We start from the raw sequence: 26359 nt of genomic DNA on the forward strand, positions 1-26359 counted from the left end.
CGCACGTCCAGTAACGGGCGAGTAACTGAACCGGTTACGTTCTTGTTAGCGAAACTATTGTTCCCGGCGACTCAGCGCCCGACGGTCCGCAATTCCACCGAGCCCGCACTCTCGCGAAATACCCGCCGGGCGTGCACTGCGACCGGGCTGGTCGACCACGGCGCCAAGGTCGTGGTGAACATCAGCTCGCACCACGACAGCGCCGGAATGTCGCCCGCGCACAGCGTGGCGATCAGCGACAACTCGGTGTCGTGCCCCAGCCATGACGCCACCAACCACGAGGCATCGAATCGACCGAGGAATTCCTCCGCGTCCGCAGGCGGTCCGTGCGGTGTGTCCACGGTCAGGTGGACGACGGCCGTGACCGCGTGGCGCATCGTCGCGGTCATCCCGACGGCATCGTGCAACAACAGACTTTCCAGCGCCGAGCGCAGTTCCATCGAGGGATCGAGTGCCAGTTCGTGCATGACGAGCCTTTCCTGTGATTCGGACTCCCGGCCGAGGCCGCCTGTGATCGAACGAAGCGCCGGCTGCACCTGTGGATCCACGAGATCGGTCAACAGTCCCGACGTCGGGTCGAGCCTGCCGAACGCCTGGCACCAGTCAAGGGCCGGATTGTCTTCGGTGACAACAAGGTCGAGGGCAAGACCTGCCATCGACGCAGCGCAAGCCAGCGTGACGGCGTCGAGCCCGGACTCGCTGACCGACAGCCGCAAGGTCACATTCTGTGCCCCGGTGTCCTCGCGAGCCCGTCCTGCGAGCCAGATCGCGCGGTTCGCGGCACCCATCACAGCGGCGAGCTGGTCACCGCGCGGATGGTCCGCGTCGGCGTCGATGAACGGGCCGTACCAAATCGCCCTGCCTTCCGCGTCGCAGACCGCGAAGGTGGCAGACACGCTGTCGCCGGCGGCGGCCAGACAAATCTGGGTATCGGACCCCTGCTCGGTCACTTTCATCAAAACCCCCACGTTTCCGACTCGAGCCGAATTTTGCTACGTCTTCTATCCAAACGGTCACGAACAGACATGTCCACCGGGAGCGCGAACATTGTGCGCCCGGTAAGGGACAAACACTCGCCAGTGAATTCACAGAACCGTCGGTACACCCAACAGTCGGTACCGCATTCAGCCCGCAACCATCGAAATCGACTGATTCGCTTGTATGTTTCGACCATGCCCTTCGTGCACTCCGATTCCGTGAACGTCCATTTCCGCACCGATGCCCGCCACGGCCCGACACTGTTACTCGCCCACGGATTTCTCATGGACACATCCATGTTCGATCCGGTCCGGAATGTCCTGGCACACACCGATATCAATGTCGTCACCTGGGATGCCCGCGGACACGGCCGCACCGGGTACGGCGCGGACCCCCGCTTCGACTACTGGGATCTGGCCACCGACGGCCTGCGGGTACTCGACGCGCTCGGCATCGAGCACGCTGTCGTCGGCGGCGTGAGCCAGGGTGGTTACGCGGCGCTGCGAATGGCTTTGCTCGCCCCCGAACGTGTCACCGGATTGGCACTGCTCGATACCGAGGCCGACGCATGCACCAGGGCCGAGGAAACCTATTACGAGAATTTCTTCGACGAATGGTGCGGCACCGCCGACTTGCACGCCCTTGCGCAAGACCTCGCGCCGCGACTGATCGGCGGCACCGATCCGCAGATCTGGCAGAGCTGGATCACCCGCTGGCTCGCCGCCGACCGCACCGCGATCCGACCGGCCGCCGATTGCCTGATCGGCCGCGACAGTGTGCTCGGACGACTCGGCGAGATCAGCGTGCCTGCACTGGTCCTGCGCGGCGAACACGACCACACCAGCACCGCGGACAAGAGCGCGCGACTGGCGCACGCACTGGCGGGCGCGAGCGGTGTGCACACGGTGGCGGGTGCGGGCCACGGCTGCGCGCTGACCCATCCCGTGCAGGTCGCTACGGCGCTGGCCGCAGTGGTCACGGCCGGCACCAGCTACACCGTGGAGCCGACGGCAGCGGCCGGGATCTAGCGGCCAGGGCCGCGAACCCCCAGGTAGTACTGGATGCGGCCGGGATAGGCGACGGAGTCGAGCCGGAACAGCTGCACGTCGACGGTGAAATGTTCGCCGGTGTGCAGGTCGCACAGCCGCATGGCGGGGTGCTCGCGACCGTAGGCGGTGTCGCCGTCGTCCCAGATGCGGCGGAAGTCGCGATAGTGCGCCAGTTCGTCGAGCAACTCGGCGGCCCACTGTCCGCCGCCCTGCTGGCCGATGAGCCCGCGCAACCAGTGCACGGTGAGCGTGGACTCCTTCTCCCACTCCACCATCACTTTCCGTGAGAGCGGGTTGCCGAAGAACCAGCGCAGGATATTGACATCGTCGACCAGGCCGGGAAACGCGCGATCGTAGGATTCGTTGCCGGCGAGCACATTCCAGCGTGTGTCCACATAGGCCGCGAGGTCGGGCTCCTGCAGCGCCAGTGTGCGGCGCATCTCGGCGCTGATTTCGGCGCGCAGGTCCTCGACCGTCGGATTGTCGACCGGCGGTAAACCCGCCAGGTCGAACAGATGCCTGCGTTCGATGTCGGTGACCGGTGCAATACGGTCGAGATAACGGACCAGTGCGTCGATCACCGCACGCGTCGGCCGCTCACGGTCCCCGCTCTCCAAGTGCGTGATGTAACTCGAACTCACCCCGGCCGCAAAGGCCAACTTCTCTCGGGAAATCCGCCGATCGTCACGTAGTCGCCGAAGCAAACCGCCCAGTGTCGGCGGTCGCGGCGGGCCGTCAGGCCCGTCGGACGAAGTTTTCGGTAGCACCCCAACCCTCCCTGTCTGCATGGGCTCATCCTGGATGACGCTTCAACCACGATCCAACAACCGAACGGAAAAGATGCCGTTTCTTTATACTGGCGCCTCGCCATTCAGATGGCTACCTTTCGGCAAACGTGCGTTCGGTCACGAAAGGCACTGATACGAACCGATATCGACAGATCTCGAATTTCATTCTTTGATGCCACCGGCCGCGGCCGCCCCATCCCATTCCGCCCCGCCTACCTGCCGTCCGTGGCAGCACAGGAGACCGGGGCATCGACCCGGCCAACCTCTCGTCCACCCGGGTGAACGCGCAGCCGACCCCGCGCACCGCACCGACTGCAACAGTACCCAGCGCCGTTGTGCGTGGCGTCACATTCCGGCTGTTCGGCCGGGAAACCAGGTGTGTAAACAAATGTAAACCGCGGGAGAACCAGTCGTTTCCGAAGTATCACCGCCGACGTTCCGACGCACCCCCCGGTCGCCCCATTCGGCCAGCTCGCGACCCATTCACCCCTGGTGGGCCCCCGATCGCGAGGGTCCGCGCGCACCTCGCCCGTGACCACAACATTTCGCCGACCTCACAGCTCACCGCGGCCCGAATCCGGATGTGAAAAGTTCGTTTTGCCGAAAGAGCCCGCCTCCTTACAGTTTTCCCCAACAGCCCGATTTCACGCACTCGAAGGGGGCGTCGTGGTTAATTCGCGCACGCAAGGTCCGTCGCCCGATTTCGGCGACACATTGCTGAACCTCGGTAAGTATTTCCAGCGGGGCGAGGTCTCGCCCGACAACCGGTCGGTCTACAAGGTCGGTGGTCGGGATGCCGACGAGTTCTACCGCGACCGCTGGTCACACGACAAGGTGGTTCGCTCGACCCACGGCGTGAACTGCACCGGTTCGTGCTCATGGAAGATCTACGTCAAGGACGGCGTGATCACCTGGGAGTCGCAGCAGACCGACTACCCGTCGGTGGGTTCGGACAAGCCCGAGTACGAGCCGCGCGGCTGCCCGCGTGGCGCCTCCTTCTCCTGGTACACCTACTCGCCCGCCCGCGTGCGCTACCCGTATGTGCGTGGCACGCTGCTGGATCTGTACCGCAAGGCCAAGGCCGAGCTCAAGGATCCGGTGCTGGCGTGGGGGTCCATCGTCGAGGATCCGGTCAAGGCCAAGGCCTACAAGATGGCGCGCGGCAAGGGCGGGTTCGTCCGCGCCGAATGGTGGGAAGCCGCCGAAATCGCCGCTGCCGCACATGTTTACACGATCAAGCAGTACGGGCCCGACCGCGTGGCCGGGTTCTCGCCGATCCCCGCGATGTCGATGGTCAGCCATGCCACCGGCGCGCGCTTCGTGTCGCTGATCGGCGGCTACATGCTCTCGTTCTACGACTGGTACGCCGACCTGCCGGTGGCCTCGCCGCAGGTGTTCGGCGACCAGACCGACGTGCCGGAATCGGCCGACTGGTTCGATGCCGGTTACCTCATCATGTGGGGCTCGAATGTCCCGGTGACCCGAACCCCCGACGCGCACTACATGACCGAGGCGCGCTACCGCGGCCAGAAGGTCGTGGTGGTCTCCCCCGACTACGCCGACAACACCAAGTTCGCCGACGAGTGGGTGGCCGCGCGGCCGGGAACCGATGCGGCACTGGCGATGTCGATGGGGCACGTGGTGCTCAAGGAGTTCTTCATCGAGAAGCAGACTCCGATGTTCACCGACTACATCAAGTCTTTCACCGACCTGCCGTACCTGATCTGCCTCGACGAGGCGGCGGATCAGGACGGCGCCCTGCCCGGCAAGTTCCTCACCGCGGCCGATCTGGGCCACACCGACGAAAACGCCGAGCACAAGCCTGTTCTGCTCGATCAGGACGGTAATGCGGTGGTGCCCAACGGCTCTCTGGGTCACCGCTTCAACGAGGCCGACGCGGGCAAGTGGAACCTCGACCTCGAGGGTGTCGACCCGCTGCTCACGCTGCTCGGTCATACCGACGAGGCGCCCGCCACCATCGCGCTGCCCCGCTTCGACACCGATGTCGCCGGGTCGATCATTCGTGGCGTGCCGACGAAAACTGTTGCGGGCAAGCGGGTTACTACGGTCTTCGATCTGCTGCTCGCGCAGTACGGCGTCGGCCGCGACGGTCTTCCGGGCGAGTGGGCAAAGGGTTACGACGACGCCGAGTCGCCGTACACCCCGGCCTGGCAGGAGGCCATCACCGGCGTTCCCGCCGTACAGGCCGCGCGCATCGGACGCGAATTCGCCGACAATGCGGAACGTTCCGGCGGCCGCTCGATGATCCTGATGGGCGCGGGCACCAACCACTGGTTCCACTCCGATCAGATCTACCGCGCCTTCTTCACCCTCACGCTGCTCACCGGCTGCCAGGGCAAGAACGGCGGCGGCTGGGCCCACTACGTCGGGCAGGAGAAGTGCCGTCCTGTAACCGGTTGGGCCACACTGGCTTCCGCTTCGGATTGGCAGCGGCCGCCGCGTCAGATGCAGGGCACCGTGTTCTGGTACCTCACCAACGACCAGTGGCGCTACGACCCCTTCACCTCGGACTCGTTCGCGTCGCCCCTCGGTAAGGGCAAGTTCGCCGGGCGCACCGCCGCCGACAACATCGCCCTGGCCAGCCGACTGGGCTGGATGCCGAGCTACCCGACGTTCAACCGCAACCCCCTCGACCTCGCCGACGAGGCCGCCGAAGCCGGAAAGACCCCAGCCGAGCACGTCGTCGACGGTTTGAAGTCCGGTGGCCTGCGGTTCGCCTGCGAAGACCCCGACGCCCCCGAGAACTTCCCGCGCGTACTCACTGTCTGGCGCGCGAACCTGCTCGGTTCCTCGGGCAAGGGCAACGAGTACTTCCAGAAGCACCTACTGGGCTGCGGCTCCAACCTGCAGACCACCGACGCAACCGGCGTGCGCCCGCAGGAACTGGAATGGCGTGAGGAAGGCGCCGAGGGCAAGCTGGATCTGCTTCTCGCACTGGACTTCCGGATGACCAGCACCACGCTGTTCGCCGACATCGTGCTCCCCGCCGCCACCTGGTACGAGAAGCACGACCTGTCCTCCACCGACATGCATCCGTTCGTGCACGCCTTCTCCCCCGCCATCTCCCCGCCGTGGGAAGCCAAGACCGACTTCGAGGCGTTCCACCGGATCGCGCGCGGCTTCTCCTGGTTGGCCGAAAAGCACTTGGGCACACGCAAAGACATCGTCGCAGTGCCGTTGCAGCACGACTCCCCTGATGCCTTGGCCCAGGCAGGCGGCAAGGTCCTGGACTGGAAAGCCGGTGAGTGCGAACCGATTCCGGGCAAGACCATGCCCAAGATCGTGGAGATCGAACGCGACTACACCAAGATCGCGGAGAAGCTGGCCGCGCTCGGGCCGCTGGTCGAGAAGCTCGGTCTGACGACCAAGGGCGTGACCACCTTCCCCGAGGCCGAGGTCGAGTACCTGGCCGGCCAGAACGGCACCATCGTCTCCGGTATCGCCGCGGGTCGGCCGTCGCTGGCCAAGGACACCCACGCCGCCGAGGCCATCCTGTCGCTGTCGGGCACCACCAACGGCCGTCTCGCGGTCGAGGGGTTCGAGGCGCTGGAACGGCGCACGGGCACCGAGCTGGTCGACCTCGCGAAAGAGGCTGAAGGCAAACGGATCACGTTCGCCGACACCCAGGCCCGACCGGTCCCGGTGATCACCTCGGCGGAATGGTCGGGCTCGGAATCCGGTGGTCGACGGTACTCGCCGTTCACCATCAATGTCGAGCGGCTCAAGCCCTGGCACACCCTCACCGGTCGCCAGCACTTCTACCTCGACCACGACTGGATGATCGAACTCGGCGAGCAGTTGCCGATCTTCCGTCCGCCCCTCGACATGTCGGCGCTGTTCGCGGAACCGAGCATCGGCAATGTGAGCGGCAACGGGCTCACCGTGCGCTACCTGACCCCGCACTCCAAGTGGTCGATCCACTCGGCCTACCAGGACAACCTGCACATGCTCACGCTCTCGCGCGGCGGTCAGACGATCTGGATGTCCGATGTCGACGCGAAGAAGATCGGTGTGGCGGACAACGATTGGATCGAAGCGATCAACCGCAACGGTGTCGTCGTGGCCCGTGCCATCGTCTCGCACCGCATGCCCGAGGGCACGGTCTTCATGTACCACGCCCAGGACCGCGCGGTCGACGTGCCGCGCATCGAAGGCGCCGAGGACACCACCCCCGAAGCCAAGGGCAAGCGCGGCGGTATCCACAACGCGCTCACCCGGGTGCTGATCAAGCCCTCGCACCTGATCGGCGGCTACGCCCAGCAGTCCTTCGCCCTCAACTACCACGGCCCGACCGGTAACCAGCGTGACGAGGTCACCACCATTCGCCGCCGCAACCAGAACGTGGAGTACTAACCATGCGCGTAATGGCTCAACTTGCGATGGTCATGAACCTGGACAAGTGCATCGGCTGCCACACCTGCTCGGTCACCTGCAAGCAGGCCTGGACCAACCGCGGTGGCACCGAGTACGTCTGGTTCAACAACGTGGAAACCCGTCCGGGACAAGGGTATCCACGCCAGTACGAGGACCAGGAGAAGTGGAAGGGTGGCTGGACGCTCAACAAGCGCGGCAAGCTGACCCTCAAGTCGGGCTCGCGGTTCAAGCGCCTGATGAACATCTTCGCCAACCCCGACCTGCCCACGGTCGACGACTACTACGAGCCGTGGAGCTACGACTACGACAACCTGCTGTCGTCGCCGCCCATGGACACCACCCCTGTCGCGCGACCCAAGTCGCTCATCACCGGTGAGGACACCAAGGTCACCTGGGGCGCGAACTGGGACGACGACCTGGGTTCCGGCCCCGAGCAGGTCGGCAAGGACCCGATCCTCGGCAAGCTCGAGACCAAGGTGAAACTGGAGTTCGAAGAGACCTTCATGTTCTACCTGCCGCGCATCTGCGAGCACTGCCTGAACCCCTCGTGCGCCGCGTCGTGCCCCTCCGGCGCGATCTACAAGCGCGAGGAAGACGGCATCGTGCTCGTCGACCAGGACAAATGCCGTGGTTGGCGCCAGTGCATCACCGGCTGCCCGTACAAGAAGATCTACTTCAACCACAAGACGGGCAAGGCGGAGAAATGCACTTTCTGCTACCCGCGCGTGGAGGTCGGCATCCCGACCGTGTGCTCGGAGACCTGCGTCGGGCGTCTGCGCTACATCGGCGTGATGCTCTACGACGCCGACGCGGTGCAGGAAGCCGCCCAGGTCACCGACCCGCAGGACCTCTACACCTCGCAGCTCGGCGTGTTCCTCAACCCGCACGACGAGCGAGTGATCGCCGAGGCCGAGAAGGCGGGCATCTCGTCGGATTGGATTCAGGCCGCCCAGGATTCACCGGTCTACAAGCTGATCGTCGACTACCAGTTGGCGCTGCCGCTGCACCCGGAATACCGCACGATGCCGATGGTTTGGTACGTGCCGCCGCTGTCGCCGGTGGTGGATGTACTGACCGAGACCGGTCATGACGGCGAGGACGTGCGCAACCTGTTCGGCGCCATCGACGCGCTACGTATTCCATTGGAATATCTGGCCGAGCTGTTCACGGCGGGTGAGATCGGGCCGGTGCGCTCGTCGCTGCAGCGGCTGGCCGGGATGCGCTCGTTCATGCGCTCGGTCAACCTGGGTGAGGAGCCGGAGCCGCACATCGCGCCGTCGATCGGGCTCGAGCCCGAAGAGATCGAGGCGATGTACCGGCTGCTCGCCATCGCCAAGTACGAGCACCGCTACGTGATCCCGATGGGCGCGACTTCCAAAGCGCACGAACTGGATTCGCTGGCCACCGGGTGCAGTCTCGATACCGACGGCGGGCCCGGCATGACCGCGTTCGATCAGGTCGTCGAGAAGTTCTCGCTTTCGGATGTGAATCAGGCTGCGCCCGAGGAGAAGTCGGGCCGGATCAACCTGCTCAACTGGGACGGGCGAAGCACCAGTGGACTCTTGCCGAGCGCGAACGGCGAGAAGACCGGCAACGGCGCCGGTAACGGCAACGGCAGCAACGGCGCTGCCGTTACCGACACACCCGTGAGCGGTGTCGCACCATGAGCCTGCTCTCCATTCGTAAACGGCCCCAACCGGTTACGGCGATGCCCGAGCACGATCGCCTGGTCGTGTGGCGGCTGGCGGCGTTGCTGCTCGACTACCCCGGCGAGCAGACCCTGGCCATGCTCGGCCAATTGTCCGACGCCGCAGCACAATTGCCCGAAGAAGTGCAGGCGCATTTCGCCGAGATCCTCGCCTACCTGCGCGACAAGCCTGCGATCGAGGTGGCGCAGAGCTACGTCGAAACCTTCGACATGCGCCGCCGCGCCAGTCTGCACCTCACGTTCTACGCCTTCGGCGACACCCGCAAACGCGGCATGGCGCTACTGCGGTTCAAGCACGCCTACCGCCAGGCCGGCGTCGAACTCGGCGACGAGGAACTGCCCGACCACCTCCCGGTCCTGCTGGAATTCGCCGCCACCATCGACCCGATCGGCGGCGAACGCCTGCTCGGCGAGCACGTTCCAGTGATGGAGCTGCTGCGACTGTCGCTGGGCGACAACAACTCTCCCTACAGCGGCGTGCTGGCCGCGGTGCTCACCACGCTGCCGCCGGTGACCACCGCCGATCGCCGTCGCATCGCCGAACTCGCCGCCCAGGGTCCGCCCGAGGAAGAAGTCGGCCTCGAGCCGTACGCCATGGACCCCGCCCTCTTCGAAGCAACAGAAGGCCGCAGATGAACGCAACCATCCCCCTGCCCGAAGGCCTGTGGCTGATCCTGCCCTACATCGCGGCGACTTCCTTTGTGCTGGGCCATGTCTGGCGCTACCGCTTCGACCAGTTCGGCTGGACCACCCGGTCCTCACAGATCTACGAGTCCAAGCTGCTGCAACTGGGCAGCCCACTGTTCCACTTCGGCATGCTCGGAGTGTTCGGCGGTCACGTGATGGGTCTGCTGATCCCCGAATCCTGGACTGCCGCAATCGGTATCTCCGAGCACGCCTACCACCTCGTCGCGGTCGGCGCGGGCTCGATCGCCGGGCTGATGGTCGTCGCGGGCGTGGCGATCCTGTGCTACCGCCGCATCGTCATCCCCGCCGTGCGCAAGAACACCAGCCGCAACGACATCATGATGTACACGCTGCTCACTCTGGCCCTGGTCACGGGCCTGCTCAACACCTGGGGCTCGAACCTCCTGTGGGGCACCTACAACTACCGCACCACGGTCTCCCCCTGGTTCCGCAGCCTCTTCTCCATCAACCCCGAACCCGGCCTGATGGTCGGGGTCCCCTGGACCTTCCAACTCCACGGCCTCGTCGTCCTCGCCCTGGTCTTCGCCTGGCCCTACACCCGCCTTGTCCACATGTTCAGCGCCCCCATCGGCTACCTCACCCGCCCCTACATCGTCTACCGCCGCAAGGAAGTGGACACCAAGGACAAGACCCGCTTCGCCAAAGCCTGGGACGCCCCGGTCACACCGGACAAGTGGTAGCGCCACTGCCCGCTCGCCCGTTTCGACGGCCCGCCTATCTCGTCGGCGTCCCGACCATCTACTCACGGACGGAATGCGTACTCCGCACCCACCTGGACAGTTGATCACCAGGCCATGGTGGCGGCATCGCCCGAGAAGGAAAAACCATCGGCCGTCCAGGTGGGTGCGGCTGGCTACCGATGAATTCGCGGCGGCCGACTCGTCTTCATTGCGGAGCGTGGAGGCGGCACCGTCGCGTTCCGGTGGCCGGGTGGTGCCCGAATCGAGGTTCTCGTGAAGGATCAGCTTGTAAGTCCGGACCGTGCGACGTTGTGGGCGATGGCGCATGCCGAACGCGCCGCGCTCGCCGATGATCTCGCCGTCCTGGAAGCCGAGGGGTGGAGTCGGCAGTCGCTGTGCGAATCCTGGACCGTCGAGGATGTGCTCGCTCATCTCACGGCGGCGGCGAGCGTCGGCCGGGTGCGCTGGGTGACCAGCGTGCTCGGCGCCCGCTTCGACTTCGACAAGCACAACGAACGGCGCAAAGCCGAGCATCTCGGGACCACGCCGACCGAGACGCTCGCGCTGTTCCGGGCCATCATCCCCAGCACGACCTCAGCGCCCGGTCCCACCGTGGCCTGGCTCGGCGAGGTGATCGTCCACGCACAGGACATCCGCCGCCCACTCGGCCTGAGTTACACACCGTCGATCGAAGCCACCACCGCCGTCGCCGAGTTCTTCGCGAGCCGCGACTTCACCGTCCCCGGCAAAACCCTCATCAACGGCCTCCGCCTCGAAGCGACCGACGGGCCGTTCGTCTCCGGAACCGGGCCGCTGGTCAGTGGCACGACACTCGCGCTGACCATGGCGATGGCGGGGCGGGAGGCCTATTGCGATGACCTCGCTGGTCCGGGCGCGTCTACCCTGCGCGACCGCATCCTCGCACTGAGCGGCGGCGGCACTGCCTGACAGCCCGGCTCCCACGGTCGCGCACGGATGGCCGTGGGACGCGAGCCGGACGAATCCGCCCTCTCACTCGGATGGGTTGCCCAGCGCCTTGCGAACAGTGTCGAACCACGCCTGGGTACCGACGAGCCCGGCCTCGATATCTTTGCGGCCCTTGATGAATCCGAACAGGTCGGCGGCGTAGCGGCTCAGGACCGTGCCCTCGCTCTCGTCGAACTCGGCCAGCACTTCGGCGTCGCCCAGCACGTAGGCGACTACGGCGACCTGGCCTGCCGGCCACTCGGTGCGGTAGTCGGCCCAGCCGTTGGCCCGCACGGCGCGCGCCCTGGTGAGCAGGTCGTCGCGCAGGGCGGCGCGGTCGGCATCAGTGGGGTGGCGAGGTTTGCCCCAGGTGATCTTCTTGGCGTCCGACATGTCGAGTCCTCTCGCTGATGGGCGGGCGGCGTGACGAGAGTCGCCCGGTCTCGAGTGAGGGTTGCAGACCGGCGCGGGGTGAGCGCGCACGGGCTGCGTGTCGGCCCCGAAACCCGACCGCGCACCCGGGGCCCGATTCACGGGCTCCCGACGGCGCGGCCGGGTGCAATCGGCCTACTCGGCGCGCAGGAAGGCTCCCACGCGTTCGGTACCCAGTGCCGGATCGGCTTCACCTTCGCCGAAGACATAGCGCCCGTTGACGAAGACCGCGGTGACGGTTTCGTCGTTGCGGTTGACCATGCGTGCGAGGTTGCCGAAGACGGCGAGGGGGGACTCGGCGTAGGCGTCGAGGGTGTCGTCGAGGTGGGCGGGGTCGATGACGACGGCGTCGGCGCGGTCGCCGACGCGTAGGTGGCCGGTGTCGAGGCCGTACCAGTCGGCGAGTTCGCCGGTGAGGCGGTGGATCGCGTGTTCGACTGTCATGAACGACTTTTCGTTGGCGGCGGCGTCGTTGACACGGCGGAGCAGGCGCAGGCCGAAGTTGTAGAAGGCCATGTTGCGCAGGTGTGCGCCCGCGTCGGAGAAGCCGAGCTGGACCGACGGGTCGGCGGCGAGGATGTCGGCCACCTCGGGGCGGTGGTTGGAAATGGTGGTGCGCCAACGCAATTTGTCGCCGTGCTCGACGACGAGGTCGAGGAACGCGTCGACTGGGTGCAGGCCACCGCGGTCGACACCTACCTCGCCGAAGGTCTTGCCGATGACGGTGTCGTCAGGGCATTCGACGATATCGGCGTCGAAGAAGTCGCGGTGCCAGGCGCGGGGGCCGTACTTGTTGTCGTAGTCCTTGCGGAACGCGCGGCGGTACTCCTCGTCCTGCATGAGGTGGCGCTGCTCGTCGATGTGATCGGACAGGTGCAAAGCCGCTGCGCCGGAACCGAATTCCTCGAACACGGGCAGCGAGATGCCGTCGGAGTACACCTCGAACGGCACGGGCAGATGCTGCCAGCGGAAGTTGCCGTTGAGTCCGTTGATGATCTTGCCGACGGCGGGGAACATCTTGGACGCGCCCGGCACCGCCTTCACATCGGCGGCCGAAAGCAGGCTGACCTTGAGCGGCTTGCGCCCGACGCCGGTGCTCGAAACTGCCATCGACACCAGGCTTTTCGGGTTGGCGATGTCGGGCCCACCCTGCAGCGCGCGACCACGCTTGCGCAGGATCGTGTTGAGCCTGTGGCGCTCTTTGCTCTTGGCGTAGGTGGACGGCAGGGTCCGCGAACGGCAGGTGACACCGTCGAGTTTGTCGAACATCAGTTGCTGCGAGGACATTCCGACGAAGCCGGCATCGAGGGCGTCGACGAGCATGCGCTCGATCTCGGCGAGTTCGGCCTTGGACGGCTTCACCTCGTTACGGGTCGCACGGTCCAGACCCATGACCGAGGCCCGGATATCGGAGTGACCGATGAAGCCCGCCAGGTTCGGCCCGAGCGGCAACTGCTCCAGCGCATCCATGTATTCGCCCGCGGTACTCCAGGTCTTGACCTCGTTCAGCGCGCCGACCACGTACTGGCGCGGGATGGCCTCGACCCGGCCGAACAGGTCACCGGCGACCTCACCGTCGACGTGCACAGTCGACAGCGAGCACGAACCGAGCAGCACGGTGGTGACGCCGTGGCGCACCGACTCCGACAGCGACGGGTCGAGCAGGACCTCCACGTCGTAGTGGGTGTGGATGTCGATCATGCCGGGCATGACCCATTTGCCGGTCGCGTCGACGACTTTGGCACAACCGGTTTCGTCGAGCGGGGTCTCCGAGATCTCGGCCACCTTGCCGTCGATGATGCCGAGGTGGCGGACCGCGGACGGGGCGCCGGTGCCGTCGAACCAACGGCCACCCTTGATAATGCTGTCGAACATTTTCTGACCCCTCTAGATCGCGAGCTCGCGCCTGGTGACTTTACCGGTCGCGTTGCGTGGCAGCGCTTCGGAAGTGATCCGCCAGCGGGCGGGCACCTTGAAATGGGCGAGGCGGTCGGCGAGGAAGACGCGCAACTCCGCCGGGTCCGCCGTGCCGGGTTCGGCGACGACGATCGCCGCCACCTCCTGGCCGAGATCGGGGTGGTCGACGCCGAAGACCGCGCAGTCGCGCACGGCCGGGTGTTCGACCAGGACGTTCTCGATCTCGGTGGGATACACATTCTCGCCGCCGCGCAGGATCAGGTCGGTTCGCCTGCCCGACACGGTCAATCTGCCGTCGCGCACGGTGCCGAAATCACCGGAGCGCAACCATCTTTGCTCATCGATCGACGCCGCGGTCGCCGCCTCGTCGTTCCAGTAGCCGAGCATCACATACGGGCTGCGGATACAGATCTCACCTTCGTCGCCATCGGGGACGACGTGACCGTCGGCATCGCGGATCTCCACCGCGACCCCGATGATCGGCCTGCCGACCGAGGCATCGGCGGCGGCCAGGTCGAGTGGGGTGGCGACGGTGGCCGCGGTGCCGCTCTCGGTGAGGCCGTAGCTGGTGGTCAGCGAGAACTGCAGCGCAGGGATCTTCGCGCGCAGGGCGGCGAGCAGCGCGGGCGAGGACGGCGCGGAGTTCAGCGACAGGGCGGTCAGCGAGGACAGATCATGTTGGGCCACATCGTGTTCCAGTAGCCGCGACGCCATGGTCGGTACCGCGGCCCAGTTGGTGACCTTCTCGCGCTCGACCAGGCTCAGCACCCGGTCGACTTCGAAGGCGCCGTGCGGGAACACCGCCGCCGCTCCGGTCAGCAGGCGCGGGATGACGAGGTTGTGCAGGCTGGCGATGTGGAACAGTGGCGCGGTGACGAGGTAGCGGCGATCGCTGGGTGCGTCGCCGGGCTCCTGGCCCATGAACACGGCGAGCATGGCGTCGGTGAAACGGTGATAGTCGCTGATCGCCACTATGTTTCGCTGCGAATGGACCACGCCCTTCGGCTTTCCGCTGGTGCCGCTGGTGTAGAGGATGACGGCCGGATCGTCTTCGGCGAGCGGCGTGCTGGGGATCTCGCCGCCACCGAATTCGGCGATGAGGGCGGGCAGATCTTCCTCCATGGTGAGCACCGGAACATCCGTTTCACTTAGCAGCGCAGCCCTTTTCGCGTCCGCGACGACCACAGTAGGCGTGGTGTGCCTCAGCCCGTAGGCGATCTCCGGGGGCGCCCACCACGCGTTGTAACCGACCGGGATCGCACCGAGACATTGCGCAGCCCAGAACGCGATCACCCAGTCCGGACCGTTGGCGGCCAGGATGCCGACCCGGTCCCCCTTGCCCACGCCGTACCTGGCGGCCAACGCGGCGGCCAGAGCACCTGCGGCAGCGGCATGCTCGGCGAAGGAGATCCGGCGATCCTCGGTGACGAGATAGTCGCGCTCACCCCAGTTCAAGGAATGTTCGAGCAGTTCACGAAGGTTGGCGCGACGGCGCGCGAAGACCGGAATCGGCACGCCGAGAACGGGTTCGACCGTCATCTCGAACGGTGCGCCGGGCGCGGTGAGCCCCGCGGCGACCTTGGCGACGAACTCCTGCGGGTCTACGACATCCATGCACAACTCCTGAGCGACCTCGGCCATCGGCGACCAGACCGAGTGACGTGGACCACAGGATAGCGGCTGTCCGGTTCGACGGCGTCGGGTTCACCGCCGCACCGATGTCAGAACAGACCGAACGCGCGGGCCTGGGCGATGGCGTCGGCGCGGGCGTTCACGGCGAGCTTCTGGTAGATGCCGCGCAGGTGGGTCTTGACGGTGTTCACCGAGACGCCGAGGTCGGCGGCGATACTGGCCGCGGTCATGCCGGACGGAAGTTGGCGCAGGACAACGAGTTCGGTGTCGGTGAGCTGCGGGGCGCCCGCGGTGGCGCCGCGGTAGGCGCGGATGCGGTCGAGCAGCGCCGCGTACTGGCCGAAGCGTGCGCCGGTCCGGGTGAGGAGTTCGGCGGCCGCAGGCACGTCGAGGAACGGACGCGTCAGCTGTTCGGTCGCCGCGGCCGCGAGAGCTTGTTCGCAGGCCTCGTCGACTTTGCGGGGCCGGTCGAGACGATCGGCGGCGACCGCGACCAGCAGCGCGGCCGCGACCTGCGAGCGCGACGACAGTCGCGCTGTCGCGAGCACCGGTTCCAGCAGGGTCAGCACGACGGCTGGGCGATGGGTGTAGAGGGCGAGGCCCGCTTCGGCGACAGCGATCTCCGAGGTCCGCCCGAGCACCCGCGTCGCGTGGTCGATCAACTGCCGGGCGTCCGCTCTGGCCTGCACGCGCAGCAGCAGCCACAGCACATCGGTGACCAGCTCGCCGGTGCCGTGCAGCGTGGGCGAATCGTCGAGCAGGCGCTGGAGTTGCTTGCCGAGTGCGACTGCGGCGGCCGAGCGGTCGGCGGCGGTGTCGAACATCAGCACGCCGGTCATGATCGCGGCCTGCCGCACCGGCGCGGGCACCATGGTCTCGTCGGCCGCGACCGAGTGCAGGCTCGGCAACGGCCGCTCGAAATCCTGGCCCTGCTGGTAGGCGGCGAAAGCGGCGATCACCCTGGCGGGCACCGCATCCGAGGATCCGGTCAGCTCGTAGCGGTGCGCGCAGTCGAGCGCCTGGTTCGCCAGGGCGCGTTGCTCGCCGATCCGGCCCGCCAGCCCGGCCGCCACCGCCGCGGCGGTTCTGGCGCGCACCGCGACGCGACCGAGCCCGGCCTGCTCGCCGTGCACGATCGCGTGACGCACCGATGTCGCGCCACTGTCGACGTCGCCACCGTAGATCTCGGCGATACCGCAGTGCAGCGCGGCGTAGCAGTCGAGGTCGGGCTGGCCGGTCGCCGGGGGCAGCGGCCAGCGGATCGAGGACGAATCACCCACCAGCACAGCGACTCCCGCACTCACAGCGTGGTCGAGCGCGGCCACCCATGCGGCGGGCACCACCGCCGCCGAATCCGGGCCGACATGGGCCGCTTCGAGATAGACCTCCGCGGCGGCGATATCGCCTGCCTCCACCGCGACGGCGGCGCGCAGCAGACGAACGAACGCGTCTGGCTCACTACGGTTTTCGACGGCGGCGAGTAGGTCGTGACCGTTTCCTTCCAGGACCATGCGCAATCCCCAGTCCCGCAGGAATGCCACCGAACCCGGGGCGCCGGGTTCGGCCAGAACGTGCGCGAGCGCGGGCCCCGGCATCGCGGCGGCGGTGAACCAGGCCGCCACCCGGCGATGACAGTCGGGCAGACGCTCCGGCCTGGTGTGGGCGGCCTCGGCGAGCAGGTAGGCGCGCAGCAGCGGGTGGTAGGTGTGCCAGAGTTCGCCCGCGTGGGCGACGGTGTGCAGGGGGAAGTTGGCACGCAACAGTTCGTCGAGGATGCGGGCGGCATCCTCGCCTACCAAGTCCTCGGCCATCGGCAAGCAGAATTGCGCGGGAACAGCTGTGGCGAGCAGGAATTCGAGGGTGGCCTGCGGCAGCGAGGCGAGCAGCTCCGCGACCAGGAAGTCGGCGACCGCGTGGGCCGGGCGAGCCAGGGCGGCGAGGGCGGTGTCGCGGTCGGTGACGTTGGCGGACAGGCTGATTGCCGAGATCCGGACCAGCGCGGCCCAACCACGAGTGAGGCTCTGCACCGCGGCGAGGTCGGCGTCGTCGAGTCGGCAACCGTGCTGGGCGAACAGCTGGGCGACCCGCTCCCTCGACAGCGCGAGTTCGGGGGCGCCGATCCGGGTGAGCCTGCCCGCGAGGTCGAGGGCGTGCCAGCGCAGCGGGGGGTCGAAGCGACTCGCGATCAGCGCGGTGACCTGGTCGGGCAGGTGCGTGAGCAGGTACTCCAGGCCGGCGAGTTGCAGCGGGTCGGAGAGCAGGTGGGCGTTGTCGATCACCAGCACGGTCGGTTCGATATCGGCCATGGCGGCGACGAGGCTCGCGGCGCGGTCCATCGGCGTGCACAGCACCCCGGTCGGCACGGAATCCATTGCGGGATAAAGGCTTCGCGCGATCTCGGCCACCAGGTCGGTGCCGGGCCGGTCGGCGACGGTCAGCCACGCGAGGTGGGCCGAGCACCTGTGGCGCACCCAGTCGACCAGCACGACGGTCTTCCCACTGCCCGCCGGTCCGCACAGCAGCACCGTGTGTCCAGCGGCGGCCCTGGCGCGATCCAAGCGGGTGAATGCCTCGTTGCAGCGAACGGGCGCGAACGACAGCTCAGGGGGGCCCGCCACAGCTATCACCGAGCCGCCACTGTGAATGTCAAGAGAAACCGACGACAAAGCCATCTCAACCCTCCTGAACACGCCTTTTACTGCTGGGCGGCCGACCTCCGCCGACACAGACGCTAGGCGAAACAGCGACTGTTCGGTTGCTGGCGAGGAAATGTAGGCCCGCTCGTTATCAGATCGACGTCGACTCGTCGGCGAACGCTCAGTCGGGCAACTGCGACATGCTCAGCAGGGTGAGGCCGAGGGTGTCGATGCGGGCCATCACGCCGCGCATGGCGGTGCTGTCGTCGACGAGACCGAACAGCATGGTGGTTCCGGTGGGCGAATGCGAACTGGGGCGCAGTTCGGGGAAGGCCGCGAGAACACGCTCGGACAGCTCGCCCTCGATGACGAACTGGTAGCGGACCGGACCGGACCTCGACATGGTTCCAGTGTCGCGGCCGGTCACCGGGATTACCTCATCCGCTCCGGGTGAATTCGCTCGCCACCTGCGGCGCAATCTGTTTTTCCACTTTTAAACATCACTATTTCAGTTTTCGGGACGTGGACTGATCTGCTGGCTAATGTCACGACCGACATCAGCGCGAACAGGAGAACATCATGAAGATCTACCAAACGCGGCGTGCCGGTTTCGGACTTACCGCTTTCACCGCGGTGGCCGCGGCCGTGGTGCTGGCGGCACCGCAGGCATCGGCGCTCGTGCAGGGGATCGCGGTGAGCGGCAGCACGCACTACGTCGACACCGCCTACACCGTCACCGCCGATGTCACGGCCACCTCGTTCCTGTTCAAGGTGACCTTCACCGACAACGGCACCAAGATCGGCGAGCCGGTCTCGGTGGCCGACGGCAAGGCCACCATCACCTGGACCCCGAAGACCACCGGTGCACACGAGATCAAGGCGGTGCAGGAGCTCATCAGCTCGAAGACCGTCACGATCAATGTCGTCCCGAAGCCGACCAACCCCGCCCCCGGCGACGGTGCGGGCTCCGGCTCCGCCGATCTGGGTGGTCTGCTGTCCGGCTCAGCCGGCTAGTCCACCCGCCCGACGGCCGCCGCGAACCTCTCCCCGCGGCGGCCGTTTCGCGTGTCAGGGTCCGCCCGTTCGGTGGCTATTTGCGCGGCAGGGTGGCGGCGAAGGCGACCCCGCGTTCGACCCATTCCCGCAGGGTGGTGTCGTCGTCGACGGTTGCGGGGGCTACTCGTAGCCAGCCGCTCAGTTCGCGGCCGCCCATCACCATCGGGGTGATCGCCTCGCCGTCGAGGAGGGCATCGCCTTCGGCCGGGGCGACCCGGACCAGTAAGCCGCCCTTGCCGCTGGCGGCGACGGCCATGTTCCCGCCGATCAGGAAGGCGAGACCGCCGAACATCTTCTTCTCGGCGAGGTCGGGCCGGGGGTAGACGATCTCCCGGATCCGCTCGGCGAGTTCCTCGTCGTATGCCATCGGCTCAGTGTGCGCCGACCCACCGACAAGAACTCAGACGCCGAGGGCGGCGGCGAACATCGGCCAGGAATCGTGGATGTCGTCCTGCCAGTAGGGCCAGGCGTGGGTGCCCGCGGCGCGGAAGCGGACGTCGGCGGGGATGCCGAGTTGGGCAAGGCGGCCCGCGAGGGGGCTCGAGCAGCTGCCGACCACGGCTTCCATGGTGCCGCCGACCAGTAGGCGGTCGAGCAGGACGCCGACGTTGCCGCCGATGCTCGGGTCGTTGAACGCCTCGTGCGGGCCGGGTGCGCCGTTGCCAGAGGACAGGTAGACGGCGGTGCCGCGCAGTCGCTCGGCGTGCAGGGTCGGGTCGTTGGCCGCCCAGGCCGGGTCGCCGGGGCCGCCCCACATGTTGGTCGCGTCGGCGCCGAAAGTGGCGAGCTGGGAGCGGACCAGGGTTTCGGCCAGCGGGTTGCTGGTCTGGGTGCAGCCACTGAACGCGCCGACCGCGCGGTACAGGCCGGGTGCGGCGATCGCCAGGTTCAAGGCCGAGGTGGCCGACATCGACAGGCCCGCAATGCCATTGGCGCCCGTCATGCCGAACCGGTCGTTGAGCAGCGGGGGCAGTTCGTTGGTCAGGAAGGTGGTCCATTTGTTGCGGCCGAGCGCGCCGTCGTCACGCTGCCAGTCGGTGTACATGCTGGCCCGGCCGCCGATCGGGACGATCACGTTCACCGGCTTGTCGGCGAAGAAATCGACCACATCGGTGCGGCGCATCCACGGCCCGCCGCTCTCGCCGCCGTCGACGGCGTTGAGCAGATACAGCGCGGGCGCGCCTGCACCGGGGTGCGACATCCACAGGGTGATCGGGCGATTCATCGCCGCGGAATACACGACCACCTCGAACTGCCTGCCACCGAGCGGGCGGACGTCGAGGATCCCGGATTGCGCCGACGCAGGAGGCGAGACGACGAATCCACAGCCGAGCAGGACGAGCAGACAGCACACAAGCCGACGCATGCGACGTAGTGTGCCGCATGACCCCGCTAATGTCCGGCATTACGCGGTTCGTGTCCCTATTGCGCGAGTTCATCCGGAAAATGTGCGCGCAGGTCGGTGATCGAGGCGGGTCCCGCTTCCGGCTCGTGCATCCGCTCCGCAATCGTGGCGCGCAGCTTGCGCGGCAGCCCGGGCGCGTGGCGGGCGAGATAGGCCGAAAGCCATTCCGGTTTGCCGACGAGGAACGGGAAATCGGTGTTCATCATCGGCCGGATCACCAGCATCGGCAGTGGGGCGTGCAGCGGGCGGTAGTCGCGGTTCCACAGGCCCGCGACCGGGCAGCCGGGATAGAACTGGCCGAGCATGGCGCCCGCGGCGACGATGTCGCTCTTGCGCGCGGCGTGGGCGGCGTCGATGCGGGCGGTGTCGTCGAGGTCGGGAAAGACGGTGAGGACCGCCGGGGTGTGGTCGAGGGTGCGGTAGAGGTCGAAGGCGTCATCGATGGTCTGGGTGATCTCGACGGTGTCGGCGGGTTCGGCGATCCACAGGGTGTGTTGTGCGGCAGCGGGTTTGACGAAGGGGCAGACGGGGCCCGGGCGGCCCTGCGCCGGATCGTGGCGCATCAGGGTATCGGCGAACCAGTCGAGCAGGGGTGCGGTGCGGGGGTGTTCGGCGGACCAGCGGGCCGGGTCGTCGTAGGCGCACCACCAGGTGGTGGCGGTGCGTCGGCCGATTGTCGAGCGGAGCTGGGTCATGGTGTGGCCGTAGCTGTTTCGACTTCGCGGAGGTGACGGTCGAGGATCGGGCCGATGTGGGCGACGACGTCGGCGTTGGTGAGCTGGGCGTGGGTGGTGTCGACGGGGTGTTCGATGAGGCGGCCGGTGACGAAGGGGCGCCACATCTGGGCGTCGAGGAAGGCGGTCATGCCCTGGGTCGCGCAGAAGTAGAGGAGATCGCCGTCGAAGCGGGCGGGGCGGTAGCCGTGCGAGAGGCGGACGCCATCGGCGTACGCCTCGTGCAGGTTCGTCAGTTGTTCCGCGGTGAGGCCTTGGCCGAGAGTTGCTCCCGCTGTGGCCAATTCGGCGGCTGCTTGGTCGGCCGACAGGTCGGGGAGGGCGTCTGCGTCGTCGGGTTCGTCGCCGAGCAGGTGGGTGAGGAGGTCGCGCATGCGGGGTCGCGGGGGCGGGTCGGCTTCGGTGGGGATGACGACGCTGTCGAGCATGGCGAGGGTGGCTACGTCGCGGCCCGCGGCGCGGAGGCGGACGGCGGTGGCGTGGCCGAGTTGGCCGCCGAGGGACCAGCCGAGGAGGTGGATGGGGCCGGTGGGTTGTAGGCGGGTGATTTCGGTGGCGTAGGTGTCGGCGAGGAAGTCGACGGTCAGCGCGGTTGGCTGCGGGTGATCGCCAGAACCGTTGTCCGGCAATCTGTTATCTCCCGGTGCCGAAAGGGTGGGGGCTTGCAAGCCGTAGACGGGACGGTCGGTGATGTGGTGGGCCAAGCCCGTGTAGCACCAGGCCAGGGGGACTGCGGAGTGGATGCAGAACAGGGGTGGGTTGGGACCGCCGGTGCGCAGCGGCAGGACGGTGGCCAGGGCATCGGCGCCCGGGTCTGCGTCGGTTCGATAGGTCTCGATGCGGTGCGCGAGGGCGGCGACCGTGGGGGCGGTGTAGAGCCAGCGGACTGTCACCGGAGTGTTCGTCGACTCGGCCAGTTGTGCCGAAATGCTCACGCCGGTCAGCGAATTGCCGCCGATCGCGAAGAAGTCGTCGTCTGCGCCGACCGCGTCGAGGTGGCAGGCCGTCGCGAAGGTGGTGGCGATCAGGTGTTGGAGTGGGGTTCGCGGGGCGCGGTAGGCGGTGACGGGGGGTGCGGGCAGGGCGGCGCGGTCGAGTTTTCCGTTGGGGGTCAGCGGAAGGTGGTCGAGGGTGATCAAGGCGGCGGGGACCAGCGCCGCGGGGAGGACTGTTCGCAGGCGGGTGAGGGCTGCCGCGCTGTCGAAGGGGACTCGGGCCGCGACGATGTAGCCGATGAGGCGCGCTGCGGGGGTGCCGGGGTCGGCGATGTCGACTGCCGCGTGGGCGATTGTCGGGTCGGCGAGCAGGGCTGTTTCCACCTCGGCGGGTTCTATGCGGCGGCCTCGGACGGTCAGTTGGGTGTCGATGCGGCCGAGGAATTCGTAGCCGCCGTCGGCGCGGGGGCCGACGAGATCGCCGGTGCGGTAGACACGTTCGCCGGTACCTCTCGGGTCCGCCACGAAATGTGTTGCGGTGCTGACGGGATCGTTGATGTAGCCCTGCGCTACGCAAGGCCCGCCGAGGTACAGCTCCGCGCGGGCACCGGCTGGGACCGGCGTGAGTCGTGAATTCAGCAGCAGCGCCCGCACTTCCGGCAGGGGTGCACCGATGGTCACGGGCTCCCCCGCTACCAGCGGTGCGGACTGGGTGGCCATCACTGTGGCTTCGGTCGGGCCGTAGCCATTGTGCAAGTGGACTCGGGATGCCCAGGTGGAGACCAGTTCCGGTGGGCAGGCCTCGCCACCGACGACCACTACCGCGAGGCTCGGCACCTCGTCCGGGCGCAGGGTCGCGAGGACGGCGGGGGTGGTGAGCAGGTGGGTGACCCGGTGTTTCACGATCAGGTCGGCCAGGTCGGCGCCCGCGACAACTGTGGGCGGTTCGACCACCAGGCGTGCTCCTGCGGCGAACGCAGCGAGGAGCTCCAGCAGGTGGGCGTCGAATGCGGGTGAATGGGCGTGCAGCACTGTTGAATTCGGCAGCGTGCGGTATCGGTCGAGGAGGTGTTCTGTCAGCGGGCCGAGGCCTCGGTGAGTTACCGCAACACCTTTGGGTTTGCCTGTCGTGCCCGAGGTGTGGATCAGGTAGGCGGAGTGGGCGGCGGTCAAGCGGGCGCCACGGTCCGCGTCGGTGATGGGAGCCGAGGGTTGGTCGGCTACCCGCGCCAGAGTCTCCGGATCGTCGAGGGTCAGCCAGACAACTCCGGGTCCGTCGGGGTCTGCACGTTGAGCACGATCAGCCGGGTTGGCGCCCCCAGCACGGTCAGCGAAGCCAACAGTGGCAGCGGGGTCAGCGGATCGACCGGTGACCGCAGGTTTCGCGGCACGCGTCGTCAGCCCGAGTACCGCCCCGGAACCGGCGACGACACGCGCGATCCGCTCGCTCGGGTCGCCGATATCGATCGGTGTCAGGCACGCACCGGCCGCCGCGATGGCGCGCACGGCCAGCACGGACTCGAGTGACCTCGGTATCGCGGTCAGGACCGGGCATCCCGGCGAGGCTCCGTGCGCGATGAGCAGCCTCGCCCAGCGCGCTGCCGACTCCCCTAGCTCCCGATACGTCATCGACCTGCCACCGTCGACCACCGCGACGCTGTCTTCCCCGTCGAACCGGCCGAACAATTCGCCCAGGGTCGAAGTTGTTGCCACCCGGCCACATTCCGAGTGGCTGCCGCGGTCGGCAGCGGGTACGGCGGACGAACTCGCGTGGCCGGGGGCTGCGGATTCAGGAGCCAGGTCGCGGATCGGATGGGTTGGGTCGGCAGCCAGGAAGGTGGCGAACCAGTCGAGGAACAAGCCGTGGTACCAGGCCAGGGTGGCGGGGTCGTAGCGGGCCGGGTTGGCTTGGAAGTCGATCGTCACGGTGGTGTTGTCGGGGCCGAGTTGGTAGCCGTTGACGAGGAGGTCCTCGACGGGGCCGAGGCTCAGGAGGTGGGCGTGGCCGGTCGCGGCGCCGAGGGTCAACGGTGCGGTGAAGCCGAGCAGGTTGATGACGGGGCCGAATCCGCCACGGGCCAAGTGAGTTTCGCCGCGGTCGCGTTGGATGTCCTCGTAGCGGTAGCACTGGTGGCGCAGGGCACCGATCACACGTAAGCGCACCTGGTCGACCAGGTCTTCGACTGTGGCGGTGGCGAGGTCGCGCAGTCGCAGGGGCACGACGTTGGAGACCGAACCCGCCGAGCGGCGTAGAGCCGCGGTGGGCCGAGCGGCCATCGGCAGCGAGAGAACGACCTGGTCGGCGCCCGACATTCGTGCCAGGAAGGCGGCGAAAGCCGCGGCGGTCAGTTCCGGGAAGCTGGCGCCGTAGCGCTCTCGCGCGGCGGTCAGCAGGTCAGCGGTGCGCTCGTCGAGACAGGCCGACACCCGATGCGGGCAGGCCGACGCGGGTGCGGAGATGCCGGCGAGCCCGATCGGATCAGGTAGCCCCGCAACTTCTTTCGCCCAGAACTCCCGATCGGCGACCATACGGGCGGAAGTGCGATAAGCCCCATCCGACTCGACCAAGCCCTCGATCGACAACACCGAGCCTGGGTCGATATCGGTTCCCTGCGAATAGTTTTCGGCCGCGAGTCGCAACAGCGCCGCCGCGCCGACACCGTCGAGCACCAGGTGGTGGCTGCGCAGATAGAGAAGACACCGCTCGGGACCCACCCTGAACAACATCGCGACCGTGATCGCGTCCGCGCACAGGTCGAGCCGAGCTCGCCGGTCCGCCTCCATCCTCGACAGCGCCTCGCCGACCTCGGGGCCTACATCCGCGCGCGACATCGATTCGGCGCCAGCATCTACGTGCTCACCAGACAACGCGTCGACGCCCGCATCGTCGTGCCCGCGAGACAACGCAATGGTGCCGACATCGGTGCTCGGCATCGCCGACACGGTGAGGTCGACCTCGGTGAGTTCTCCGAAGACCGTCGGGTCGAGGTATTGGTGTGGCGTGCCGTCTACCAGTCGGATCCGCACATGCGGTGACTGCAATCGCGCTGCCGCCGAGCGCATCGCGGTACGCAGGCGCCCGATGTCCAGGGACCCACGCAAGTCCAGGTACAGGGCGATCGTCGCCGGAACATCCGGGGCCAGCTGATGAGCTACCCACCAGCGTAATTGCCCGGGAGACAAGGGAATCGGCACAGCGTCGGCCGCCGTCACGGCATCCACCGCGCCGATACCACCCTCGCCTTGCCGCACCGGGCCTCCCGGGATTCGGAGCAACCGTTGACTGGTTCCCCGGCAAACCTACGGCATCGACCCCGCGTCGGGCACGGATACTCGCGCGGCCGCGTCGGCCTCGACCACCTCGGCGAGCACCGCGTCCAGCGTCGACGCGGTGAGGCCGAAGGTGTCACGCACCGCCGAATCGTCGACGACGAACTCCTGATGGGACAGGTGTTTCGTCTCGAACAGCTCGGCCCAGAACGGATCCTCGGCGGCGAGTTCGGTGATCTCCGCGTCGGTGAGCACCGCGAGTTCGGGCGGCGCGACATCGGCCAGCGCCGCGAGTTCGTTCGCCGCCGCGCGGACGGTGGTGGTGATCACCGGCGCGTGCCAGGCCCTCCCCCAGGACCGATCGTCGCGCGCGACCGCGACCAACGCGGCCGCGGCGTCACCGATCGCGGTGAACGAATGCGCGAGGTCGAGTTCCTGCGGAACCCTGGCCGCAGTGTTCGCCAGGACGGCGGACTGCACGAACAGAGAGAACACCGAGACTGCGCCCGCACCGAGGAACTGACCCGCGCGTACCTCGGTGACACGCACCCTGCCTGCCTTGTGCGCGGCGAGTGCATCGGTCCACATCCTGGCCCGGACCGAGCCCTTGCTGCCGGTCGCGGCCAGCGGGGTGTCTTCGTGGACGACACTGTCGACCGGGCCGTAGCCGTACATATTTCCCAGCATCACCAGGTCCGCGCCGGCAGCTTCGGTGGCCGCGAGAATCGAACCGAACAGGGGCGGAACGGTCTCGGGCCAGGTGTGATACGCGGGCATCGCCAGGTTGAAGACGGTGGTCGCGCCGGTCGCGATGGCGGTCAGGGCGCGGGTGTCGTTGGCATCGCGAGCGATCAGTTCGACGTTGGGATGCGTGGGGCCGAGCCCGCTTCGGCTCACCATCCGGACGTGGTTCCCGGCTTCGGCGAGCAACAGCGCGGTGGCGGTAGCGGTGGCGCCCCGGCCGATCACTACATGAGTCGACATACGGATTCCCCTTCGCAACAACAGATTTCGGAATGCCGGCCAGGTTCTGGCCGCACACACAACGATGCCGTTCGCGCGACGGCTGG

Annotated in this window: 19 protein-coding genes; 7 read left to right on the forward strand and 12 right to left on the reverse strand. The window is 67.4% G+C overall.

Translation table 11 applies throughout. The features are described from left to right. Positions 1–71 precede the first annotated feature (71 nt). Positions 72–956, reverse strand: a complete 885-nt coding sequence (locus tag ACFWUP_RS21520) for a hypothetical protein (RefSeq protein ID WP_379236912.1) — start codon at positions 954–956, stop codon at positions 72–74. Between the two features lie 216 nt (positions 957–1172). Between ACFWUP_RS21520 and ACFWUP_RS21525 the strand changes: the two genes are divergently transcribed. Beyond that, entirely contained in the window at positions 1173–2006 is an 834-nt protein-coding gene (locus tag ACFWUP_RS21525) for an alpha/beta fold hydrolase (protein WP_379236914.1), read from the forward strand. Here the strand turns inward: ACFWUP_RS21525 and ACFWUP_RS21530 are convergent. Beyond that, the gene (locus tag ACFWUP_RS21530) at positions 2003–2815 is read right to left on the reverse strand and encodes a helix-turn-helix transcriptional regulator (protein WP_379236916.1); all 813 of its coding nucleotides are present in this window, start codon (positions 2813–2815) and stop codon (positions 2003–2005) included. The two genes, ACFWUP_RS21525 and ACFWUP_RS21530, sit on opposite strands and share 4 nt — an antisense overlap. Positions 2816–3481: 666 nt before the next feature. On the opposite strand from ACFWUP_RS21530, the gene ACFWUP_RS21535 reads away from it, so the two are divergent. From ACFWUP_RS21535 to ACFWUP_RS21555, 5 genes are all read left to right on the forward strand, one after another. After that, positions 3482–7189, forward strand: coding sequence for a nitrate reductase subunit alpha (locus ACFWUP_RS21535; protein ID WP_379236918.1), 3708 nt, complete (start codon positions 3482–3484; stop codon positions 7187–7189). 11 nt (positions 7190–7200) lie between these two features. Continuing rightward, a complete protein-coding gene (gene narH, locus ACFWUP_RS21540; RefSeq protein WP_379236920.1) occupies positions 7201–8877 on the forward strand; it encodes a nitrate reductase subunit beta in 1677 nt (558 codons plus the stop codon). Further along, positions 8874–9554 carry a nitrate reductase molybdenum cofactor assembly chaperone gene (gene narJ, locus ACFWUP_RS21545; RefSeq protein ID WP_379236922.1) on the forward strand — a complete coding sequence of 227 codons (681 nt, stop codon included), beginning with the start codon at positions 8874–8876 and terminating at the stop codon, positions 9552–9554. The genes narH and narJ overlap by 4 nt, the downstream gene beginning before the upstream one ends. After that, the gene (narI, locus tag ACFWUP_RS21550) at positions 9551–10306 is read left to right on the forward strand and encodes a respiratory nitrate reductase subunit gamma (RefSeq protein ID WP_379236924.1); all 756 of its coding nucleotides are present in this window, start codon (positions 9551–9553) and stop codon (positions 10304–10306) included. The genes narJ and narI overlap by 4 nt, the downstream gene beginning before the upstream one ends. A 318-nt stretch (positions 10307–10624) precedes the next feature. Beyond that, entirely contained in the window at positions 10625–11254 is a 630-nt protein-coding gene (locus ACFWUP_RS21555) for a maleylpyruvate isomerase family mycothiol-dependent enzyme (RefSeq protein ID WP_379236926.1), read from the forward strand. Positions 11255–11317: 63 nt separating this feature from the next. Here ACFWUP_RS21555 and ACFWUP_RS21560 read toward each other — a convergent pair whose 3' ends face one another. The 5 genes from ACFWUP_RS21560 to ACFWUP_RS21580 form a co-directional block, all read right to left on the reverse strand. Beyond that, positions 11318–11665 carry a hypothetical protein gene (locus ACFWUP_RS21560; RefSeq protein ID WP_379236928.1) on the reverse strand — a complete coding sequence of 116 codons (348 nt, stop codon included), beginning with the start codon at positions 11663–11665 and terminating at the stop codon, positions 11318–11320. Between the two features lie 174 nt (positions 11666–11839). Next, complete coding sequence (locus ACFWUP_RS21565) at positions 11840–13579, reverse strand: amidohydrolase family protein (RefSeq protein ID WP_379236930.1); 1740 nt, start codon at positions 13577–13579, stop codon at positions 11840–11842. A gap of 12 nt (positions 13580–13591) precedes the next feature. Beyond that, positions 13592–15235: a class I adenylate-forming enzyme family protein gene (locus ACFWUP_RS21570; protein ID WP_379236932.1), complete on the reverse strand. Its 1644-nt coding sequence runs from the start codon at positions 15233–15235 to the stop codon at positions 13592–13594. Between the two features lie 107 nt (positions 15236–15342). Then, positions 15343–17871, reverse strand: coding sequence for a LuxR C-terminal-related transcriptional regulator (locus ACFWUP_RS21575; protein WP_379236934.1), 2529 nt, complete (start codon positions 17869–17871; stop codon positions 15343–15345). 199 nt (positions 17872–18070) lie between these two features. After that, complete coding sequence (locus ACFWUP_RS21580) at positions 18071–18292, reverse strand: hypothetical protein (RefSeq protein ID WP_379236936.1); 222 nt, start codon at positions 18290–18292, stop codon at positions 18071–18073. Positions 18293–18468: 176 nt separating this feature from the next. Between ACFWUP_RS21580 and ACFWUP_RS21585 the strand changes: the two genes are divergently transcribed. Next, a complete protein-coding gene (locus ACFWUP_RS21585; protein ID WP_379236938.1) occupies positions 18469–18903 on the forward strand; it encodes an Ig-like domain-containing protein in 435 nt (144 codons plus the stop codon). Between the two features lie 76 nt (positions 18904–18979). Here ACFWUP_RS21585 and ACFWUP_RS21590 read toward each other — a convergent pair whose 3' ends face one another. The 5 genes from ACFWUP_RS21590 to ACFWUP_RS21610 are packed head-to-tail and all read right to left on the reverse strand — an operon-like array spanning position 18980 to position 26273. Next, positions 18980–19312, reverse strand: a complete 333-nt coding sequence (locus tag ACFWUP_RS21590; protein ID WP_379236940.1) for a TfoX/Sxy family protein — start codon at positions 19310–19312, stop codon at positions 18980–18982. A 33-nt stretch (positions 19313–19345) separates the two neighbouring features. Further along, the gene (locus ACFWUP_RS21595) at positions 19346–20311 is read right to left on the reverse strand and encodes an alpha/beta hydrolase (RefSeq protein ID WP_379236942.1); all 966 of its coding nucleotides are present in this window, start codon (positions 20309–20311) and stop codon (positions 19346–19348) included. A 56-nt stretch (positions 20312–20367) separates the two neighbouring features. Beyond that, complete coding sequence (locus tag ACFWUP_RS21600; RefSeq protein WP_379236944.1) at positions 20368–21045, reverse strand: DUF6875 domain-containing protein; 678 nt, start codon at positions 21043–21045, stop codon at positions 20368–20370. Next, positions 21042–25271: an amino acid adenylation domain-containing protein gene (locus ACFWUP_RS21605; RefSeq protein WP_379236946.1), complete on the reverse strand. Its 4230-nt coding sequence runs from the start codon at positions 25269–25271 to the stop codon at positions 21042–21044. Before ACFWUP_RS21605 ends, ACFWUP_RS21600 begins: the two co-directional genes overlap by 4 nt. A gap of 48 nt (positions 25272–25319) precedes the next feature. Next, positions 25320–26273 (reverse strand): NAD-dependent epimerase, encoded by a 954-nt coding sequence (locus tag ACFWUP_RS21610; RefSeq protein WP_379236948.1) that lies wholly within the window; start codon positions 26271–26273, stop codon positions 25320–25322. Positions 26274–26359: the final 86 nt, after the last annotated feature.

Source organism: Nocardia sp. NPDC058658, assembly GCF_042716665.1.
Lineage (GTDB): Bacteria > Actinomycetota > Actinomycetes > Mycobacteriales > Mycobacteriaceae > Nocardia.

Coding starts and splice junctions, on each gene's coding strand:
- ACFWUP_RS21520 (WP_379236912.1), bottom strand. CDS start 956: ATGAAAGTGACCGAGCAGGGGTCCGATACCCAGATTTGTCTGGCCGCC.
- ACFWUP_RS21525 (WP_379236914.1), top strand. CDS start 1,173: ATGCCCTTCGTGCACTCCGATTCCGTGAACGTCCATTTCCGCACCGAT.
- ACFWUP_RS21530 (WP_379236916.1), bottom strand. CDS start 2,815: ATGCAGACAGGGAGGGTTGGGGTGCTACCGAAAACTTCGTCCGACGGG.
- narH (WP_379236920.1), top strand. CDS start 7,201: ATGGCTCAACTTGCGATGGTCATGAACCTGGACAAGTGCATCGGCTGC.
- narJ (WP_379236922.1), top strand. CDS start 8,874: ATGAGCCTGCTCTCCATTCGTAAACGGCCCCAACCGGTTACGGCGATG.
- narI (WP_379236924.1), top strand. CDS start 9,551: ATGAACGCAACCATCCCCCTGCCCGAAGGCCTGTGGCTGATCCTGCCC.
- ACFWUP_RS21555 (WP_379236926.1), top strand. CDS start 10,625: ATGGCGCATGCCGAACGCGCCGCGCTCGCCGATGATCTCGCCGTCCTG.
- ACFWUP_RS21560 (WP_379236928.1), bottom strand. CDS start 11,665: ATGTCGGACGCCAAGAAGATCACCTGGGGCAAACCTCGCCACCCCACT.
- ACFWUP_RS21565 (WP_379236930.1), bottom strand. CDS start 13,579: ATGTTCGACAGCATTATCAAGGGTGGCCGTTGGTTCGACGGCACCGGC.
- ACFWUP_RS21570 (WP_379236932.1), bottom strand. CDS start 15,235: ATGGATGTCGTAGACCCGCAGGAGTTCGTCGCCAAGGTCGCCGCGGGG.
- ACFWUP_RS21580 (WP_379236936.1), bottom strand. CDS start 18,292: ATGTCGAGGTCCGGTCCGGTCCGCTACCAGTTCGTCATCGAGGGCGAG.
- ACFWUP_RS21585 (WP_379236938.1), top strand. CDS start 18,469: ATGAAGATCTACCAAACGCGGCGTGCCGGTTTCGGACTTACCGCTTTC.
- ACFWUP_RS21590 (WP_379236940.1), bottom strand. CDS start 19,312: ATGGCATACGACGAGGAACTCGCCGAGCGGATCCGGGAGATCGTCTAC.
- ACFWUP_RS21595 (WP_379236942.1), bottom strand. CDS start 20,311: ATGCGTCGGCTTGTGTGCTGTCTGCTCGTCCTGCTCGGCTGTGGATTC.
- ACFWUP_RS21600 (WP_379236944.1), bottom strand. CDS start 21,045: ATGACCCAGCTCCGCTCGACAATCGGCCGACGCACCGCCACCACCTGG.
- ACFWUP_RS21610 (WP_379236948.1), bottom strand. CDS start 26,273: ATGTCGACTCATGTAGTGATCGGCCGGGGCGCCACCGCTACCGCCACC.